Source organism: Acinetobacter sp. IK31, from assembly GCF_035615195.1.
Classification (GTDB): Bacteria; Pseudomonadota; Gammaproteobacteria; order Pseudomonadales; family Moraxellaceae; genus Acinetobacter; species Acinetobacter calcoaceticus_C.
This window is the reverse complement of the sequence record NZ_JANBOB010000008.1, coordinates 220,280-238,643: the sequence shown is the minus strand read 5'-3', so window position 1 is coordinate 238,643 and position 18,364 is coordinate 220,280. Positions and strand designations below refer to the sequence as shown.

The following is an 18,364-nucleotide window of genomic DNA, read 5'->3' as shown; positions in this document are numbered from 1 at the left end:
CCCTCAATTTTACCCTTGTGTACGCAAAATCTCTTGACGCTGTGTGACTTTTTTCTGCCACTGTTCAGCACGACGCGTTCTATCAGCCACTTGACCGACTAACTGTCCACATGCAGCATCAATATCATCACCACGTGTTTGACGAATCGTACACACAAATCCAGCATCAGACAAAGTTTTTTGGAACGAGATAATTCGATTTCGGCTTGAGCGACCATATGGTGCATGCGGGAACGGATTAAATGGAATTAAATTAATTTTACTTGGTAAGTTTTTTAATAATTTAATCATTTGCTGTGCATGTTCAGGATGATCATTTACACCCTCTAACATCACATATTCAATGGTCACATGTTTACGTGAACTTTCATTACCATCTTTGGCAATATAACGCTGACATGCAGCAATTAACTGAGCCAATGGATATTTTTTATTAATTGGTACTAATTCGTTACGTAATTCATCGTTTGGTGCATGTAAAGAAATTGCTAAAGCAACATCAATGTCTTTTGCAAGTTGATCAATTTTCGGTACAACACCCGACGTTGATAAAGTCACACGGCGCTTAGACATGCCATAGGCAAAGTCATCAAGCATAATCCGCATTGAGCTTAATACGGCATCATAGTTGAGTAATGGCTCACCCATACCCATCATCACGACATTGGTCACTGAACGTTCACGCTCAGCAACAGGCACTTCTTCCATATAAGAATAGTTTGCCATCCAGAGTTGTCCAATGATTTCATCTGGCGTTAAATCGCGTTGGAAACCTTGTTTACCTGTTGAACAAAATGAACAGTCCAATGCACAACCCACTTGTGATGAAATACACAAAGTTTTGCGCAAGCCTGTTTTATCTTCAGCAGGAATTAATACGGTTTCAACCAAAGAACCCGCACCATCGCCCACACGAAAAACCCACTTACGTGTACCATCTTTTGAATAGTGACGGTGAACAACTTCAGGAGCCTTGACTTCACAAATCTGTTCAAGCTTCTCACGTAATTTTCCTGAAATATTGGTCATTTCAGCAAAATCAGTAATGAAGTATTGATGTATCCATTTCATGACCTGACCGGCACGAAACTTTTTTTCGCCAATATCTTCAAAGAATTTTTCTAATTCCGGACGAGACATGCCGAGTAAATTCACTTTATTTTCGGCAGCAGGCATGACCAGCGTGGACGAAGATTGCTGCTGTCCATCAAGATTTTCAGATGAAACGACCTCTGCAGAACTCATGTGTATTTACCTAAACCATGTCAAAAAACTGAAGATATTGTTCAAGAATCAAACAATATTCTCTTGAGAGAATAAAAAAACCAGATAAGTAGTATACCACTTATCTGGTTTGAATGCTTTCGATTAACGAGTGCGTGGGCAGATCTCGTTGTCAGCAAAGAAGTAAGCAATTTCACGCTCTGCAGAAGCAACTGAGTCAGAACCGTGAGCAGCGTTTTCATCGATGCTTACAGCAAAGTCAGCACGGATCGTGCCAGGAGCTGCTTCTTTAGGGTTTGTAGCGCCTAAAATTTCACGGTGTGCAAGAACTGCATTTTCGCCTTCAAGAACAGATACTACAACTGGACCAGAAGTCATGAATGCAACTAAGTCACCAAAGAAACCACGTTCTTTATGCTCAGCATAGAAACCTTCAGCATCAGCTTGAGAAAGGTGTTTCATTTTAGTCGCAACAATTTTTAAACCCGCTTTTTCAAAACGAGCAAAAATATCACCGATGTGGTTTTTAGACACTGCATCAGGTTTTACGATAGACAAAGTACGTTCAATAGCCATGAGTGGCTCCTTTATTTTAAGATTTAAACTTTAAAAAATTTGCCGCATTATACCGATGTCATAGGCAATAATCAGCTTTGAATGTGTAAAAGTTGCGATTTTTTCTACTGTTTTTAGCGAACTTCGTCTATCCAGGCCATTTGGATCCCTTCTAGCAATCCTTCTGTCGATTTATTTGGGTCATCACTGAAATCTGGTAATGCACATACCCATGCGTGTAAATCGGTAAAACGGATCCATTGCGGATCAACTTCTGGATGTGCTTCCGACAATTCAATCGCAATTTCAATCGTATCTGTCCAACGTAAGCCCATAGCGGCTCCTATCTGTTTAATCTGCTAAATCACGAACTGTGTACTTTAGCAAATCCACAAACCTAATCGATAGCTTAAGCTGATAAAAATTACCGATGTTTATAAAGCGATGTTCAATAGCGGAGCCATAAAAATAATCATACTTGCGACTGCCGCACCAATGAGCGCACCGACAATCACATCACTTGGGTAGTGAAGACCAAGCACCATACGAGACAATGCAACAAGCACCATGAAAGGAAACATCGCCGCAAGCAGCGCAGGCTGGATATAACCTAAAACTATCGTGACCATCACGGCATGAAGTGTATGGCCAGATGGGAAACTGAAATGATCAAGTGGTCTTTCACCGAGCACAATTACCTGATGCACCTGATAAGGACGCGGTCGTGTTGTTTTATGTTTTAAGAATTTATAGATCGCTGTCCCAACAGAACCACCTAATAACAAGTAGATGATTTGCAGGCTATAGGTAATGCCTTGCATCCCCCACACGATTGCCAGCATGAGATACCAAAATGGACCATCACCCACACGACTGATGATTTTGAAAAAAAGGGCAACACGTTGTGAGTGAGAGAAATTATTAAGATATAAACAGCCTCTCAAATCTAAATCGAGTATTTTTATTTTTGCATTCTTAAGTTTCATGGTCATTCTCCTATTTTAGGATACTTAGGTGAAGTCCACCAAGGGCTCCTTCACTACCTGATAAAATGCCTGCTCCAATTGCTGAACCGGAAGTTGCCAACCGCTTTGCTGTACTTTATGACAGGCTTGTACGCCCATTTCTCTAAGTTGTTGTACTGAAGGAAGCTGATAAATTTGTTGTATAAAGTGGTTTTTTTGTCCAAGTGGGCTTAACCAGCCATTCACACCATGGGTTAAATATTGATGTGCACATGCATAATCATACGCGATAACGGGCAAACCGCTTGCCATCGCCTCTAAAACTACGTTACCAAACGTTTCAACTTGACTCGCAAATACGAATACATCTGCACTCGCATAGGCAGCTGCCAAATCTTGACCTCTCAGACTTCCGGTAAAGATAACACCCTTCGCTTCAGGTAATGACTTTAACCGAGCAAAATCTGGGCCATCTCCTACAATCACTAATTTAGTTTTATGTGGAGGAACAGTTTGTAAGTTGGCATAACTTTCAATGAGCACTTGCACTTCTTTTTCTGGTGACAAACGCCCCACATAAAGCATAACGCGCGTATTCTCATCGGCGTCCCATTGTTTTCGCAAATTTTCAGAGCGATGCTTTGGTGAAAATCTTGTTGTATCTACGCCGCGCCCAACAACAACCAACGGGCAAGTAATACCAAAACCACGTAACGCTTCTTGTGTATCTTTACTCGGCACACAGGTCACTTGAGTATTGTTGTGAAACCAGCACAGGTATTTTTGAATCGGCTTTACTAAAAAAGCCAAATCGAAGAATCGACTAAAATCTTGAAAGGGTGAATGAAAGCCGCTAGAAACCGGAATAGCTTTTGCTTTTGCGGCCTGCATGGCAGTTAAGCCTAAAGGACCTTCTGTCACAATGTGGACTACATCCGGCACAAACTTTTCAAAAGCTTTCGATACTTTTAAATATTGTGGCCAACCAAACTGCAAAGTTGGATATTTCGGAATAGCCTGCGACATCACCAAACATTCTTGCTCTGGCGTAAAGTCATGGCATTTTGCTTTTTGTTCTGGGCGAATCAATAAAATCTTATGCCCCTGTTTTTGTAAACCTTGACATAATTGTAATAATGAAAGTGCCACACCATTAATTTCAGGTGGCCATGTTTCGGTAACAATCGCAATTTTTAAACGTGGGCGAACCAAATCGTGCAACGAATGCGTATTGGATATCTGCTGCTTTTGTTTAAAAAAGAATTGGAAGCTTTCAGGAAGTTGCTGTTGTTTTAATAGTGCTGTCGCGTATGAGCTTTGCATAGCGCCATCCATCAATGTATTTATTTTCATGCTTAAAGATTAAGCAGTTTTTTTGACACTTTGATGATAAATGCATGACAGTTTACTGACATGAAAAATAAAAAAGCACACTGAGACAGTATGCTTTTCTCTTAAAACTTAATAACGCTTAGCGATTTTGCAATTTTGCATAGTCCATGAGTACATTTGCAGCTTCAGTCACAAAAGTTTCCTCTTCTGGCAATGCAGGACGTTGTGAAGCTTTCATTTTAGCGCGAGATTCAGCTAGAGCATCTAATGAAGCTTGATAGCTTTCCCAGTTTGCAAAAGGCTTTTGACCACTTGCTGCACGGCGTTCATTTTCTGCGTCTAGAGTCTGTTTCTCTAAAGCAAGTAATTCCGCACGGCGCTTATCAATATCAAGTACAACTTGCTTTTGCTCACTTGTAGCCTTAGCAATTGCAGTACGTTTATTCAAATATTTAAACTGCGGATCAGCACTTACACGTTGTTCAGAAAATTGAGATAACTTTGTGACATAAGGTTGAACAGAACCTTCACGTTTAAATGGCGCTGTAGGAATAGTGTCCCACTTCAACGCATTCTTCGATTTACGCTCACCAAACTCTTCGTTGTAGATATCGACGAGTTTAATGTCAGGCACTACACCTTTATTTTGTGTACTACCACCGGTAATACGGTAGAACTTACGCTGAGTTAAAGTCGCTTGACCGTATGCCAGAGTATCAAGTTGTACCTGAGCTGTACCCTTACCAGTTGTTGTACTACCAATAATAATACCGCGCTCATAGTCTTGGATTGCAGCAGAGTAAATTTCACTTGCAGATGCAGATGCCAAGTTCACCATGACAGCAAGGGGGCCAGTGTAAATTTGTTGACCACCATCGTTATCTTCAAAAACGCTTACGTTGCCATTACCATCACGAATTTGGACTACTGGACCAGACTTGATTACCTGACCAAGCATACGTGCAACTTCTTCTAATGAACCACCTGGGTCATTACGCAAATCAATGATAATACCTTCTACTTTCTTCGCTTTTAACGCTTCAAAAGCATTTGCAGTATCTTCAGAAACTGAACGGTATTGTTGGCCCGCGCGACGTGAACGATAGTCAAAATAGAAAGATGGAATTTCAATCACACCCAACAGATGCTTTTTACCATCGCGGTTAACTTCAACTGTACGTGAACGGACACCTGCATCTTCTTCTTGAATCACATCACGCACTAACGTCACATTACGCGCCTGACTCATTGATGCTCCAGCACCAAGAAGTTTTAAAGTTACTTTCGTTCCGCGTTTACCACGAATGAGTCCCACAATTTCAGAACTTGTCCAACCAACCACATCAATCATTTTCTCGCCCCCTTGAGCGACACCAATGATTCGATCTCCTGACTTCACTTGACCAGACTTACTTGCAGGACCGCCTTCTACAATAGTTTCAATCTTGGTGTAATCTTCGTTGCCACGCTCTGGACGAATCGATACCCCAATACCTTCTAATTGCAAAGTCGTTTGGCGATTAAGTTCTATCGCATCAATTGGCGGGTAATAATTACTATGTGGATCATAGGTCGCCAACATTGCATTTAATGTTTTGTCCAAAACATCATCGCTTTTCACACGACTAATTCTTTCAAGCTGACGTGTATAACGTTTAGTTAACGTCTGAGCTGGTGTTAAATCTTCTGGGCCAGTTAAGTCTTGACCATCAGCAAGTGAAGGATTCTCTTTAAGCGCTTTTTGTTTAGCCTGCTCTTCTTCACGGCTAATGGTTAAGTTGATTAACTGTGAAGCCAACATTTTGCGCCAATGATTTTGTTGCTCAGCCGTCGTTTTGAAATACGGTGCTTTTTCACGATCAATTTCAATATAGCTATTTGGCTGTTTTAGATTTTGCTGCTGTTTCAACTCAGTCAACATGAACTCATAAAATTGTTTTAAGCGTTCACGATATTGCTGATGAATTGCAAATGGCCCCGTTAAATTCCCCGATTTTAATGAAGCACCGAAATTTGAACCGTATAGTTTTTTATAGTTTTGAACTTCAGTGTCTAAAAATAATGAGTGATCTGGATCAAGGCTGTCTAAATACATATCTAAAATGCGATTTGATGTTGTCGCATCCAGACGCATATTTAAATAATGCTGCCGATCAACTAAAGTTGCCAGTTGGCGGGCCACCAAAGCCTGTTCTTGCGTTGGCTGGATCGATTGAGAAACCACAGCAGTATTCGTTGCTGCTCTCGCTTCGTTCATCGTATGAGAGAAGAATAAACCGCCAGTCGCGATCGCTACTGCACAAGCTATAGTTTGAAGTTTCATAAATTCTTAATACTTCCTTGGGTGTTCCTATCTTACATGCTCTGTTTTCGATATGAACTAAGCAGATTCAAAATCTTAACCAACTAAATTGTTTATACCGTGTAGTTTTATCATATTCTGTACTGACAAAATGTAGCAAAACATTGCAAAATTCGCTTATTGTTTTTTATCAAAATTCAAATGGAACCAATATGATTGGCGCATTGATGCTGGATATCGCCGGCACAGAACTTACTCAAGAAGATATTGAACTATTACGCGCTCCGCAAGTCGGTGGCATGATTTTATTTGCACGAAATATTGAATCTCCACAACAAGTCCGTGCGTTAACCGACCATATGCGTCAAATTCGTCCAGATATTTTAATTGCTGTTGACCAAGAAGGTGGTCGAGTTCAGCGCCTAAGATCTGGTTTCACCTTATTACCAGCTATGGGCCGTTTTGGTGAACTCTATATTACCCAACCTCAAAAAGCACTTGAGCTAGCTGAACAGTGTGGTTGGCTCATGGCAACCGAAGTCCTTGCTGTAGGCATCGATTTTAGTTTTGCACCAGTTTTAGACCTTAATGCCATTAGTGACGTGATTGGTGACCGAGGTTTCTCTAAAAACATTGAAGATATCGCACCACTTGCTGGCGCATTTATGCAAGGCATGAAAAAAGCCGGAATGGCAAATACGGGCAAGCACTTCCCAGGTCATGGTTCAGTGAAAGCAGATTCTCATGTCTCAGCTGCAATTGACAGCCGTAGCTATGACGAAATCTATAATCATGACATGCAAAGCTTTATCAAGCTCATGCCTCAGCTTGATGCACTTATGCCTGCACATGTCATTTATGATCAGATTGACCCAAATCCAGCTGGTTTTTCTCCTTTCTGGATTCAAGAAGTTCTACGCAACCGTTTGAAGTTTGATGGTGTACTTTTCTCTGATGACTTAAGTATGCAGGCCGCATGTGTAGCAGGTGGTGCAGATGCTCGTATTCAAGCAGCTCTTTCTGCGGGTTGTGATATGGGACTTGTGTGTAACGACCGAAGTGCGGCATGCACAGCACTAGAAGGTATCGAAAAACTTGCACTGCCAAACCAAGAACGCTTAGAACGTATGCGCGGTCAAATTCCACAAATTCAGATTGGTGAAACCTTATCGCTTGGAAATGAGTGGCAAGCTGTCAGAACAGCCATTGAAGAGTTTAAGAATTCGTTTTAAGTTAGTATAAATTTCAATTGGCTACAAAAACCTATTCACTATCTGATACGCGGTTAAGTCATACGCAACCTGCTCATCTTATGAAATATATTGATTGCTTCAATATATTCGATAGATACAGAAAGTGAACAGGTTTTGCGTATGACAATGGTTTTGGTTACTTTTCCCGAAAGAAAAGTAACTCTAACTGAAAGTTCATCCCAGAATGCCAACCTAATTGACAGGACTCCGTCATGCAGGTTCATTCAACATCAATGCATTAAAACCTCTTCATTGTTATGAATAATGAAGATCACAGAAAAACAATAAATCGAGCTCAGGACGAATGACACAACAACTTTCAAAACACCGCCACATCTCTTTTACAGCCCACTATACGGGTTATATCTGGTACCAAATGGGGATCTCTCACGAAGCACTTACCACAACCAAAGGAAAATCACTGGCATATTTGGTTCACCCGATAGAATCTTGGGCGGAGAAATATGTGGGTGGCAGCATGCGCACTACACTCAAACAACGCCACACGATGCTTGATCATCATTTAGAGAAGTTAATTCAAGAGAATCCTGATCTACAAGTCCTTGAAATAGCATGTGGCCTATCCCCTCGCGGATGGTGGTTTAGACAGCATTACCCTTCAATTACCTATCGGGAGCTTGATTTACCCGATATGGCACAAACCAAACAAAATGCACTTCAGCAAATTGAACAAAATGCGCCCGAAATTTTATCAGTTGATTTATTTACAGAAGCTTTTGCACAAGCATTTGAGGTATTTGATCTGAACCGTCCATTAGTTGTAATAAGTGAAGGTTTAATTAACTATTTTGATAAAGATTTATTAAAACAACTGATTCAATCAATTGCTCACTATGGCGCTTCTTTTAAAAAGCTTCACTATTTAACTGACCTTTACCCTGAACCTGTTAAAAATAAACTCGCCAGCATTATCTGGAACAGTAGTAAATTACTTAAATTAATGTCGCGCAGCTCTTTTAGTTTTCACTTTAAAAGCCCTCAGGAAGTTCAAGACTTTTTTGAAGATGCAGGGTTTGGTCAAGTTAGTGTTGAACAGCCACAAATATTCTTTGGGCAAGTTTCATCTGAGGCTCATGAACAGCATTTAGGTGATCTAGTCTGGACCATTCATGCTCAAACAAAATAATAAAGATAAAAAATGGAAGCTCGTATTAAACGGGCTTCCAATTATAAGGATTAAATTAAACGGTTTGTTTTTGACGAGTAATATAACGGCTTAAACGATCAGCTAGCTCAAAACTACCATGTTTGAACAAAGCTCGAATACCTTGATCTGTACTTTCAAAAATTAAGCACTCAATTGCAAAAGTACCCTCTTCATCTTCTAAATGCAGTGCCAAGTCACGTGGATGATCATTCACAAAATCAAGCTGCGAAATATCATCCATTTTTAAATACATACCAAAGAATGTGACATCAACGATCGTCACTGGCACCTGTACATCAGATTCGCGATGAGTAAGTTGAGTTTTTGGCTGCAAAACTCGAACTCGTTCTTCACCACGGCGTTCCATCTTTTGCATTTGTTCACGTGTCATGGGAATAATACCATCCAGATTTTGGATAGATTCCCCTTTCAAGAAAGTGGTGAACAAACTCATGGTTTCTTTACGGCGCTGCAACTGAGGTACATGGTCAGCATTTGCAATAAGTGCAAACTCCATGTCAGGACATTGCAACGCAAAATTTGCATTTTCATGAGGCAAAGTAAAACTATCGTACTGACCTGCAGCAACCAGCGTTTTACAATCTGGAATGGGTACATCCGTTAAACGCAAAAGACGATTACAGTTAATTTCATAACGTTCTCGCTCTGTGCCCGTAAACTCAGCCATTTGTCTAAAAAATAATTTTTTAGCTGTAGGTGACATGCGGGTTTTATCTAATTTGGCATGGTTAACCAGATACAAAATCACAGCTTGCCCAAACTCTTCCATGCGGTTTTCTTGCATGAGCTTAAGCGACTCTTCCAAAATCATTCGCCAACTTTTTCGGGTCTTTTGCATAACGCCCATCAAAATCATGCGGTCCATTAATTCTGGACGATGATAAGCGAAACAAGATGCGATTACCGACCCCAAAGACATTCCCATAACAGAAACTTTTTGTAGTCCGACAATATCTAGCCAGCGCCCCAACATTTTAGACAAATCAGGTAGCTCTAAAGTACCCGCAGATACTCCTGTATCCCGATTGGTAATTTGCTGATTTGCGCCCATCGAAGGTAAATCGATTAAAATGACCGGACCACTTTCAAATAATTGTTCAACACAATATTTATAAGAATTAAAATTCTGGAAAGCACCGCCCACAATCACAATTGGCGTATTGTGAATCGTTTTTGGATCGGCAATCGCCATATATTCAATTTTCCAGCCGTCAATCCATGTTGTCCGAGCAGGTTGTTTAAAACTATCTCTATGGTAGATATCGAAAAAGCCAAAACCGGCATAAGCTTGGTTGATCTCCGAATCCATTTGAATAATGGAATTCATATCCTTGCTTCCTCCTTGCTGTAATTTTTTTATGCTGCAAGAGTTCCTTCTTGAACACGTAATCTTTTATGCACAAAACTTTAAAATTTGTATTAGTTTGTATTGCACAATAACATTCTAAACAATTGTGTGAAATATACGCAATCGCTCAAATGACCGCTCATCTTGTTTAAGTCGCTAATAGTTTGCAAAATATTTAAATGTTTTTTTATGGCGGTCACATTTTTCCAAAAAAGCCATTCATTGTTCCGCATTTGACTGCTACTATCTTAGTCATTGGTAAATGATTAAAAAATGCTATGCAAGACTCAATTGAACAATATATGCAACAGGTGGGACAACAAGCACGTCAAGCTTCTCGTGTTTTAACAAGTGCCTCTACCTCACTAAAAAACCATGCTCTCTCTGCTATTTATACTGCTTTAGAAAATAATCAGGCAGAAATTTTGGCAGCGAATCAAATCGACATGGATAAAGGTCGTAGCAATCAGCTCGACAGCGCATTGCTTGATCGTCTTGAACTTACACCCGCACGCTTTAAAGGAATGTTGCAAGGTCTTAAAGATGTGATCGCACTTATCGATCCAATTGGGGAAATTACTGATCTTGCATATCGCCCCACAGGCATACAAATTGGCAAAATGCGTGTGCCTTTAGGTGTGGTTGGAATGATTTACGAATCACGTCCAAACGTAACCCTTGAAGCTGCATCTTTAGCGATTAAATCTGGCAATACTATTATTTTGCGTGGTGGTTCAGAAGCCCTAGAGTCAAATAAAGCAATCGCTGAAGCAATTAAGCATGGCTTAACAGTTGCTGGCTTACCTGAACATTCAGTTCAAGTTATTAGCACTTCTGACCGTGCGGCTGTTGGTCACCTCATTACCATGACTGAATATGTGGATGTGATTGTTCCACGTGGCGGCAAAAGCTTAATTGAGCGTGTAACCAATGAAGCGCGCATTCCAGTCATTAAGCATCTTGATGGCAACTGTCATGTATTTGTTGAGGCGCAAGCAGACTTGCAAAAAGCTTTACCAATTACCTTAAATGCCAAAACTCACCGTTATGGCGTTTGTAATGCGATGGAAACGCTGCTCGTTGATGAAAGAATTGCAGACGTTTTCTTACCACGCATTGCTGAGCTTTATGCAGAAAAACAAGTTGAGCTCCGTGGCTGTCCAGAAACACGCCGTATTTTAGGTGCATCTGTAAAACCTGCGACAGAAGAAGATTGGTATACCGAATATTTAGGGCCAATTCTTGCAATTAAAGTTGTTAGCGGTATTGATGAAGCAATTGACCATATCAACAAATATGGTTCACATCACACTGATGCAATTGTGACTGAAAACTATACTTTGGCCCGTCAGTTCTTAGCTCGTGTAGATTCGAGTTCAGTGGTTGTCAATGCATCAACTCGTTTTGCTGATGGTTTTGAATATGGCTTAGGTGCAGAAATCGGTATCTCTACCGATAAAATTCATGCGCGTGGTCCAGTAGGTTTAGAAGGCCTAACTTCTCAAAAATGGATTGTGTTAGGTGACGGCCAGATTCGCCAATAATCGAGCTAAACCAACAAAAACGCCTGATATTGATCAGGCGTTTTTGTTTCCATCATTCAGTATTTTTAGGATTATTATTCCTGACACACATCACTAATCACACCAAGTTTCTGCATTACCTGCGTAACAATTTGCTCAGGGGTCAATATGATGTCAATGGTAATTGCTTCATTTACATCAGGCTCTTCTAATGTATCAAGCTGAGTCTGCAATAACGATGGATCAAAGAAATGACCTGCCCGCTCAGCAAGACGTTGCTGTAGCAATTCATATGACCCTTTTAAATATACAAACTGCACATTCTGGTCATATCCACGTAAAATATCTCGGTAAGCACGCTTCAGTGAAGAACAGGTAAAAACCGCCGTCTCACCTGCCTGCTGTTTCTCTTCGATAGCCTTACGAATCGCGTGTAACCAAGGTAAGCGATCTTCATCAGTCAAAGGAATACCTTGACTCATCTTACTTTTATTTGCAGCTGAATGCAGTGTATCTCCATCGAGAAACTCGCAAGCCAGATGCTCCGATAGCAACTCACCAATCAGCGTTTTGCCTGTTCCACAGACACCCATTGCAATCACAATCATGGATCACTTACCTCTAATTATAAAATAGTGCTAAGCAGTAGCGTGAAAGATAATCCCAACACCGAAATGATCGTTTCTAATACCGACCAAGTTTTGAGTGTCTGCCCCACTGTCATACCGAAATATTCTTTGATTAACCAGAAACCCGCATCATTTACATGTGAGAAAACTAATGAACCTGAGCCTGTGGCAAGTACCAAAAGTTCAGGTCTAACTGCAACACCTGCCGTGGCTGCAATCGGAGCAACAATGCTACAAGCAGTAGCCATAGCAACCGTTGCCGATCCTGTTGCCAAACGAATCAATGCTGCAACTAACCAGCCCAACAATAACGGTGACAAATTTGCCTTCAAGGCTGTAGAAACGATCTCATTAGAAATACCACTGTCACGTAAAATACCGCCAAAACCACCACCAGCACCGACAATCAACATGATTCCGGCAATAGAAGCCAAACATCCGCCACAGAACTTTTCAATCTGTTCACGGTTAAAGCCCTGCATGGTACCAAAGGTAATAAAGCTGACCAGTACGGCAATAAGCAATGCGATATCAGAAGTACCAATGAAACGTAGTAAATCGTTTGCGAAAGTTTGTGGTGCAAAGAAAAGATCAGCCCAGCTTCCGATTAACATTAATACGACAGGCAACATAATCGTAAATAAGGTAATTCCAAAGCTTGGTAGCTCACGAGTTTCTTTCTTATCTACCTCAACAAATTGCTTAAACAATGGATTGTTCTCAGGCAATTTGACATATTTGTTGATCCATAATGCATACAACGGCCCTGCAACAATCGCCGTTGGTACGCCCACTAACAAACTGTAGGCAATCGTTTTACCAATATCAGCGTGATATGCCTGTACTGCCAACAATGCTGCCGGATGTGGTGGAATTAAGCCATGCACAACGGACAAACCTGCGACCATCGGCAAACCAACAATCAGTAATGATTTACCTGTTCTTTTTGCAATATTGAATGCAATTGGAATGAGTAGAACGAAACCTACTTCGAAAAATACGGGAAGACCAACAATAAGGGCAATAAACATCATGGCCCAGTGAATATTTTTCTCACCAAACCATTTAATTAAAGTAATTGCTATTCGCTCGGCACCACCTGACTCGGCCATCATTTTACCGAGCATGGTTCCCAGTGCAATCACAATTGCAAGGTGACCCAAGGTTTTGCCAGTACCAGCTTCATATGACTTAACAATGTCGCCCATTGGCATGCCAACAGCCAAAGCTAAACCGAGTGAAACAATAATAAGAACCAGAAATGGATAAATTCTGAATTTCGCGATCATGACAACTAAAGCAATAATCGCGATTACAGTGTAGATAAGCAACATGCCACCCTGAACGGTCTCCATGTGACACTTCTCCTTGGAATAATGCTATTTAGGCAGACTGCCCAAACAAAGGTCTTCAGCCACAGTAATTCCTACTGTTAAGACACTAATTTCTTATATTTAGGTGTGACCAGCACTTACTGGTCACATCGACGCAATCACTAAAGCACAACAAATGCACTTCATTTTTTTATAAATATTAACTACATTTAAAGTGCTCTCAACTGACTAGCCACTTGAGCTAAACGAGTAATTTCAGCCCAGTCTTGTGTAGCTACAACAGATTTAGGTGTTAACCATGACCCACCCACACACACTACGTTTGGTTGTTTTAAGAAATCTGGCGCTGACTCTGCCGTAATTCCACCTGTAGGGCAAAAACGTAAGTTTGGAAATGGACCATAAAAGGCCTTTAGCATCTCAACTCCACCCGCTTGCTGAGCTGGAAAAAACTTTACAATCTCATAGCCCAATTCAATTGCCTGAATCAAATCACTTGGTGTCATCACACCCGGTAATAAAGGCAAGCCAGCATCTTGTGCAGCCAAATGCAGATCTTTAGTCAAACCCGGTGACACACCAAATTGAGCACCTGCTTTTTTAGCTTGAGCACAATGTTCTGGTTTGGTAATTGTTCCTACACCCACCACAATGTCATCTGCCAACTGGCTCGCACGCTCAATAGCAGCAAGACCAGCAGCGGTACGCAACGTAATTTCTAATACTTTCACACCACCAGCGTGTAGAGCACGTGATACATGTTCACCTTGCTCGGCAGAATCAAATGCCAATACGGGAACAACTGGACCTAATTTGACGATATCTTCAATTTTAATCATTATTTTTCAGTTCCTTTGATTCAAATCTGCTCTGGAGCAGTTTCACCAACCAGTGCACCAAATACAGATGCCCCATGTTCAGCTGGCGCAGCAGCAGCACGGAACACACCAAATAATTCACGGCCAAAGCCAACTTCGTTTTCTGCCTGATGTTCTGGCTGTGCAACAGGGCGTGACTGCCAAACAGCTTCATCTAGCTCGACATCAAGCACGCCAGCTTCAGCATCAATAACCAACATATCTCCTGTTTGAACTTTGCCAATCGGACCGCTCAATAATGCTTCTGGAGATAGATGAATCACCGCAGGAACTTTGCCTGAAGCACCAGACATACGGCCATCGGTCACTAAAGCAACATGAAAACCTTGGTCTTGTAAAACACCTAACACAGGAGTTAAACGATGTAGTTCTGGCATACCATTAGCGCGTGCGCCTTGGAAACGAACGACTGCAATAAAGTCTCGATGCAACTCACCACGATCAAACGCTGCTTGCACCGCTTCTTGAGAATCAAACACAATTGCTGGCGCTTTAACTTTACGATGTTCTGGCGCAACAGCAGAAATCTTGATTACACCACGGCCTAAACGTCCTTGCATTAAACGCAAGCCACCATCTGGTTGAAACGGCGCATCAATGCTACGCAATACTTTGTCATCAAGGCTTTGAACCACGCCATCGACCCAAGTAAGCTTGCCATCAATCAGTTTTGGTTCTTTGGTGTAATGTTGCAAACCTTTACCAGCCACTGTAGTTACATCGTTATGCAACAAGCCAGCTTCAAGCAAATTACGAATTAAGAAAGCAACCCCACCCGCAGCCTGAAAATGGTTTACATCGGCTTTACCATTTGGATAGATTTTTGCGAGCAATGGAACAACAGCCGACAATTCATCAAAGTCGTCCCAGTCAATTAATATTCCAGCAGCACGAGCAATCGCAATAAGATGCAAAGTATGGTTCGTTGAACCACCTGTTGCGAGCAATGCCACAATGCCGTTTATAATTGCTTTTTCATCAACAACATGACCAATTGGCGTGTAGTTTCCGCGCTCAACTGTTAAATCAAGTACACGAATCGCAGCTTCTGCGGTGAGTGCATCGCGTAATGGTGTGTGAGGATGAACAAATGCAGCACTTGGAAGGTGTAAACCCATCACTTCCATCAGCATCTGGTTACTGTTAGCCGTACCATAAAATGTACATGTACCTTGTCCATGATAGGCAGCTGACTCAGCCTCTAGCAGAGCATCTCGGCCAACTTGACCAGTTGCAAATTGCTGACGAATTTTAGCTTTATCATCATTAGACAAACCACTAGTCATTGGGCCAGCCGGCACAAAAATAGTAGGTAAATAGCCGAACTGCAAAGCACCAATCAATAATCCCGGCACGATCTTATCGCAAACACCCAAACATAAAGCTGCGTCGAACATGTTATGAGATAATGCAATAGCCGTGCTCATTGCAATCGTTTCACGAGAGAACAATGATAGTTCCATGCCAGCATTACCTTGAGTAATACCATCACACATTGCAGGTACACCACCAGCAAACTGTGCTACCCCTCCATTTTCGCGAGCAGCTGTTTTAATTAGATCTGGAAATGTTTTATAGGGTGCATGAGCCGAAAGCATCTCGTTATATGAAGATACAATCCCAATATTTGGCTCACGACCTACTTTAATAATTAATTTTTCATTATCTTCCATGCTGGCAAAACCATGAGCCAGATTGGCACATGAAAGTGCGCCACGAGCAGGAAATTTGCCTTGTGCATGTTCAATACGTTGTAAATATGCAGAACGAGTTTTTTGACTACGTGCGATGACACGCTCGGTAACTTTTGCCAGTATAGAATTCGGCAAGTCCATGCAGGACGCTCCTGTACAACCGGATAAGCCGGGAAATAAAAATAAACCAAATGATATATTTTTATGATCATTTGAAAAAGGATGAACAATATTATTCAGGCAAAAAGCGACATGCAACCCCAGCCAATACTGCTGTAATGACCTCAGCACAAAGCTTAACGGTAGAGCAAGCTTAGGTTTGAGACAGAAAGCCCATTTAAAATTTGGATATATTTATGCTGAAACCAAACTTCGGTAAATACGGGAAAATTATTGTAATATCAATACAATAAAATATATTTAACAATATATAAATGATGAGCTTTTCACTCTAGTTCTTAGTTTTAATAAGTCCACTTTTTATTCTTTTTAATTTCCATTAATACCCCTAAATCTGAATTTCAATTACGTATATTATTTGTAATATATTCTTAAAATTTAATTTAAGGAGTTTGCTCGTCCTTTTATTAAAGGATCGACCTCTGGCTCTTAAAATACATATTTGGTTCAGGTTTTATTTTTCATAAAAATATACAAAAAACTGGTCAATTCCTGCATAAAAAATAAGCCACACAGAGATTAACATCTATACTGACTAAATATTAGTTATAAACAGCTTAAAAATCATAGTGCTTAAGTCTAATGGGCTAAAGTCTATCTTGGACAGAAAAACAACACATGTTAAAACATAACAACCAGTTCAAAGTGTATTTAGAAATAATACATGTCGAACAGGAAGTTAGGAAAACTATTTTAAATCAGGACGTGGGTATTTCAACGTGGCTACATCAGTATTAGTTATCAATTGCGGCTCTTCATCTATTAAATACGCGCTGGTTTCAGAACGTCGTGAAGATCGTATTTACGGTTTAGCAGAAAACCTAGGGGCAGCCGATGCTCGGATTAAGGGAGTGACAGTTGGTGGTGAACCACTTGAACTTGCTATCCCTTATGCTGATCATGCCAAAGCTTTAGAAACTTTACTTGCACGTCTAGCCAACTACAAACCGCAAGCAATCGGACATCGTGTTGTACACGGCGGTAGTTTAACCAAAGCAGAATTACTCACTCCTGAAATTATTGAACGCATTCGCGCTGCGACGCCTTTGGCTCCGCTTCACAACCCAGCACATTTAATTGGTATTGACGCAACCGTACGCCTATTCCCTGAATTACCTCAAGTTGCCGTATTTGACACAGCATTCCATCAAACCATGCCAGCGCATGCATACCGTTATGCAATTCCTAAGTTTTTATATACTGACCACAACGTCCGCCGTTATGGCTTCCATGGCACAAGTCATGCTTATGTGTCTGATAAAGCAAGTGAACTTGCAGGCAACCTGAAAAAAGGTGGATGGTTAACAGCGCATTTAGGAAACGGCAGTTCAACTTGTGCGGTATGGAATGGACAAAGTGTTGATACTTCTATGGGCCTTACTCCACTCGAAGGCGTGGTGATGGGAACTCGTAGTGGCGATGTCGACCCAAGCTTACATAGCTTCCTTGCCAAAAATCTTAGTTGGGACCTTGCTAAAATTGATAAAGTTTTAAATAACGAAAGTGGCTTACTTGGCTTATCACAACTGTCTAATGATATGCGTACGGTCATTGAAGCGGCAGAAAATGGCAATGAAGATGCTAGTCTTGCAATTGAAGTCTTTAGTTATCGCCTTGCAAAATCACTTGCAGCATTAAGCTGTGGTTTACCAACTTTAGACGGCCTCATTTTCACAGGCGGTATTGGCGAAAACTCAGCATATATTCGAGAAAAAACCTTAGCGTATTTACCTCATTTTGGTTTACAGCTTGATAAAGATCAAAACAACAACCTAAAACGTGGCACTGAAGGGCGAATCGACAATGGAACAGGACCACAAATTTGGGTCATTCCTACAGATGAAGAAGGCCGTATTGCCAAAGAAACTCGTCAAGTTGTTGAAGCGGCAGAAAATACAGCATCTGTAGCGAGCCTTGCTTAATCAGATCTTAGCGAAAACTCGATATTCGTTTATTTA

The 18,364-nt window shown here is 41.0% G+C and carries 17 protein-coding genes; 6 read left to right on the top strand and 11 right to left on the bottom strand.

All coding sequences use genetic code 11. The features are described 5' to 3' along the window. Nucleotides 1-9: 9 nt before the first annotated feature. From rlmN to MSG66_RS05855, 6 genes are all read right to left on the bottom strand, one after another. Nucleotides 10-1,245: a 23S rRNA (adenine(2503)-C(2))-methyltransferase RlmN gene (gene rlmN / locus MSG66_RS05880; RefSeq protein ID WP_262473196.1), complete on the bottom strand. Its 1,236-nt coding sequence runs from the start codon at nucleotides 1,243-1,245 to the stop codon at nucleotides 10-12. Nucleotides 1,246-1,368: 123 nt separating this feature from the next. Then, nucleotides 1,369-1,800, bottom strand: coding sequence for a nucleoside-diphosphate kinase (gene ndk, locus MSG66_RS05875; RefSeq protein ID WP_003654870.1), 432 nt, complete (start codon nucleotides 1,798-1,800; stop codon nucleotides 1,369-1,371). A 113-nt stretch (nucleotides 1,801-1,913) separates the two neighbouring features. After that, nucleotides 1,914-2,114 carry a Fe-S cluster assembly protein IscX gene (gene iscX, locus MSG66_RS05870; protein ID WP_069036256.1) on the bottom strand — a complete coding sequence of 67 codons (201 nt, stop codon included), beginning with the start codon at nucleotides 2,112-2,114 and terminating at the stop codon, nucleotides 1,914-1,916. Between the two features lie 99 nt (nucleotides 2,115-2,213). Then, complete coding sequence (locus MSG66_RS05865; RefSeq protein ID WP_316249455.1) at nucleotides 2,214-2,765, bottom strand: phosphatase PAP2 family protein; 552 nt, start codon at nucleotides 2,763-2,765, stop codon at nucleotides 2,214-2,216. Between the two features lie 24 nt (nucleotides 2,766-2,789). Further along, nucleotides 2,790-4,079, bottom strand: coding sequence for a glycosyltransferase family 4 protein (locus MSG66_RS05860; RefSeq protein ID WP_262473345.1), 1,290 nt, complete (start codon nucleotides 4,077-4,079; stop codon nucleotides 2,790-2,792). A gap of 136 nt (nucleotides 4,080-4,215) precedes the next feature. Then, nucleotides 4,216-6,399: a carboxy terminal-processing peptidase gene (locus MSG66_RS05855; protein WP_133975462.1), complete on the bottom strand. Its 2,184-nt coding sequence runs from the start codon at nucleotides 6,397-6,399 to the stop codon at nucleotides 4,216-4,218. A gap of 191 nt (nucleotides 6,400-6,590) precedes the next feature. Between MSG66_RS05855 and nagZ the strand changes: the two genes are divergently transcribed. Next, on the top strand, nucleotides 6,591-7,610 hold the full coding sequence (gene nagZ / locus MSG66_RS05850; RefSeq protein ID WP_262473202.1) for a beta-N-acetylhexosaminidase: 1,020 nt from the start codon (nucleotides 6,591-6,593) through the stop codon (nucleotides 7,608-7,610). 325 nt (nucleotides 7,611-7,935) lie between these two features. Next, nucleotides 7,936-8,778 carry a class I SAM-dependent methyltransferase gene (locus MSG66_RS05845; protein WP_324652877.1) on the top strand — a complete coding sequence of 281 codons (843 nt, stop codon included), beginning with the start codon at nucleotides 7,936-7,938 and terminating at the stop codon, nucleotides 8,776-8,778. 55 nt (nucleotides 8,779-8,833) lie between these two features. On the opposite strand, the gene MSG66_RS05840 is transcribed toward MSG66_RS05845, so the two are convergent. Next, nucleotides 8,834-10,147 carry an alpha/beta fold hydrolase gene (locus MSG66_RS05840; RefSeq protein ID WP_202742601.1) on the bottom strand — a complete coding sequence of 438 codons (1,314 nt, stop codon included), beginning with the start codon at nucleotides 10,145-10,147 and terminating at the stop codon, nucleotides 8,834-8,836. A gap of 299 nt (nucleotides 10,148-10,446) precedes the next feature. Here MSG66_RS05840 and MSG66_RS05835 point away from each other — a divergent pair, with 299 nt between their 5' ends. Beyond that, the gene (locus MSG66_RS05835) at nucleotides 10,447-11,712 is read left to right on the top strand and encodes a glutamate-5-semialdehyde dehydrogenase (protein ID WP_324652875.1); all 1,266 of its coding nucleotides are present in this window, start codon (nucleotides 10,447-10,449) and stop codon (nucleotides 11,710-11,712) included. A gap of 74 nt (nucleotides 11,713-11,786) precedes the next feature. On the opposite strand, the gene MSG66_RS05830 is transcribed toward MSG66_RS05835, so the two are convergent. From MSG66_RS05830 to edd, 4 genes are all read right to left on the bottom strand, one after another. Beyond that, nucleotides 11,787-12,299 (bottom strand): gluconokinase, encoded by a 513-nt coding sequence (locus tag MSG66_RS05830; protein WP_042894800.1) that lies wholly within the window; start codon nucleotides 12,297-12,299, stop codon nucleotides 11,787-11,789. Nucleotides 12,300-12,316: 17 nt separating this feature from the next. After that, nucleotides 12,317-13,675 (bottom strand): gluconate:H+ symporter, encoded by a 1,359-nt coding sequence (locus MSG66_RS05825; protein ID WP_042894797.1) that lies wholly within the window; start codon nucleotides 13,673-13,675, stop codon nucleotides 12,317-12,319. A 188-nt stretch (nucleotides 13,676-13,863) separates the two neighbouring features. Beyond that, complete coding sequence (gene eda / locus MSG66_RS05820; RefSeq protein WP_133975470.1) at nucleotides 13,864-14,493, bottom strand: bifunctional 4-hydroxy-2-oxoglutarate aldolase/2-dehydro-3-deoxy-phosphogluconate aldolase; 630 nt, start codon at nucleotides 14,491-14,493, stop codon at nucleotides 13,864-13,866. Nucleotides 14,494-14,513: 20 nt separating this feature from the next. Continuing rightward, nucleotides 14,514-16,367: a phosphogluconate dehydratase gene (edd, locus tag MSG66_RS05815; RefSeq protein WP_262473206.1), complete on the bottom strand. Its 1,854-nt coding sequence runs from the start codon at nucleotides 16,365-16,367 to the stop codon at nucleotides 14,514-14,516. 50 nt (nucleotides 16,368-16,417) lie between these two features. On the opposite strand from edd, the gene MSG66_RS05810 reads away from it, so the two are divergent. The 3 genes from MSG66_RS05810 (at nucleotide 16,418) to MSG66_RS05800 (ending at nucleotide 18,328) form a co-directional block, all read left to right on the top strand. Next, nucleotides 16,418-16,543 (top strand): hypothetical protein, encoded by a 126-nt coding sequence (locus MSG66_RS05810; RefSeq protein ID WP_324652961.1) that lies wholly within the window; start codon nucleotides 16,418-16,420, stop codon nucleotides 16,541-16,543. 481 nt (nucleotides 16,544-17,024) lie between these two features. After that, nucleotides 17,025-17,144, top strand: a complete 120-nt coding sequence (locus MSG66_RS05805) for a hypothetical protein (protein WP_324652872.1) — start codon at nucleotides 17,025-17,027, stop codon at nucleotides 17,142-17,144. After that, on the top strand, nucleotides 17,126-18,328 hold the full coding sequence (locus MSG66_RS05800; RefSeq protein ID WP_324652870.1) for an acetate kinase: 1,203 nt from the start codon (nucleotides 17,126-17,128) through the stop codon (nucleotides 18,326-18,328). The genes MSG66_RS05805 and MSG66_RS05800 overlap by 19 nt, the downstream gene beginning before the upstream one ends. Nucleotides 18,329-18,364 lie beyond the last annotated feature (36 nt).

Bases quoted from the DNA above. Each gene is read 5' to 3' on its own strand.
- MSG66_RS05830 (WP_042894800.1), bottom strand. From the start codon at position 12,299: ATGATTGTGATTGCAATGGGTGTCTGTGGAACAGGCAAAACGCTGATT.
- MSG66_RS05855 (WP_133975462.1), bottom strand. From the start codon at position 6,399: ATGAAACTTCAAACTATAGCTTGTGCAGTAGCGATCGCGACTGGCGGT.
- MSG66_RS05810 (WP_324652961.1), top strand. From the start codon at position 16,418: ATGATATATTTTTATGATCATTTGAAAAAGGATGAACAATATTATTCA.
- MSG66_RS05805 (WP_324652872.1), top strand. From the start codon at position 17,025: ATGTTAAAACATAACAACCAGTTCAAAGTGTATTTAGAAATAATACAT.
- rlmN (WP_262473196.1), bottom strand. From the start codon at position 1,245: ATGAGTTCTGCAGAGGTCGTTTCATCTGAAAATCTTGATGGACAGCAG.
- MSG66_RS05845 (WP_324652877.1), top strand. From the start codon at position 7,936: ATGACACAACAACTTTCAAAACACCGCCACATCTCTTTTACAGCCCAC.
- edd (WP_262473206.1), bottom strand. From the start codon at position 16,367: ATGGACTTGCCGAATTCTATACTGGCAAAAGTTACCGAGCGTGTCATC.
- MSG66_RS05860 (WP_262473345.1), bottom strand. From the start codon at position 4,079: ATGGATGGCGCTATGCAAAGCTCATACGCGACAGCACTATTAAAACAA.
- ndk (WP_003654870.1), bottom strand. From the start codon at position 1,800: ATGGCTATTGAACGTACTTTGTCTATCGTAAAACCTGATGCAGTGTCT.
- MSG66_RS05865 (WP_316249455.1), bottom strand. From the start codon at position 2,765: ATGAAACTTAAGAATGCAAAAATAAAAATACTCGATTTAGATTTGAGA.
- iscX (WP_069036256.1), bottom strand. From the start codon at position 2,114: ATGGGCTTACGTTGGACAGATACGATTGAAATTGCGATTGAATTGTCG.
- MSG66_RS05835 (WP_324652875.1), top strand. From the start codon at position 10,447: ATGCAAGACTCAATTGAACAATATATGCAACAGGTGGGACAACAAGCA.
- eda (WP_133975470.1), bottom strand. From the start codon at position 14,493: ATGATTAAAATTGAAGATATCGTCAAATTAGGTCCAGTTGTTCCCGTA.
- MSG66_RS05840 (WP_202742601.1), bottom strand. From the start codon at position 10,147: ATGAATTCCATTATTCAAATGGATTCGGAGATCAACCAAGCTTATGCC.
- MSG66_RS05825 (WP_042894797.1), bottom strand. From the start codon at position 13,675: ATGGAGACCGTTCAGGGTGGCATGTTGCTTATCTACACTGTAATCGCG.
- nagZ (WP_262473202.1), top strand. From the start codon at position 6,591: ATGATTGGCGCATTGATGCTGGATATCGCCGGCACAGAACTTACTCAA.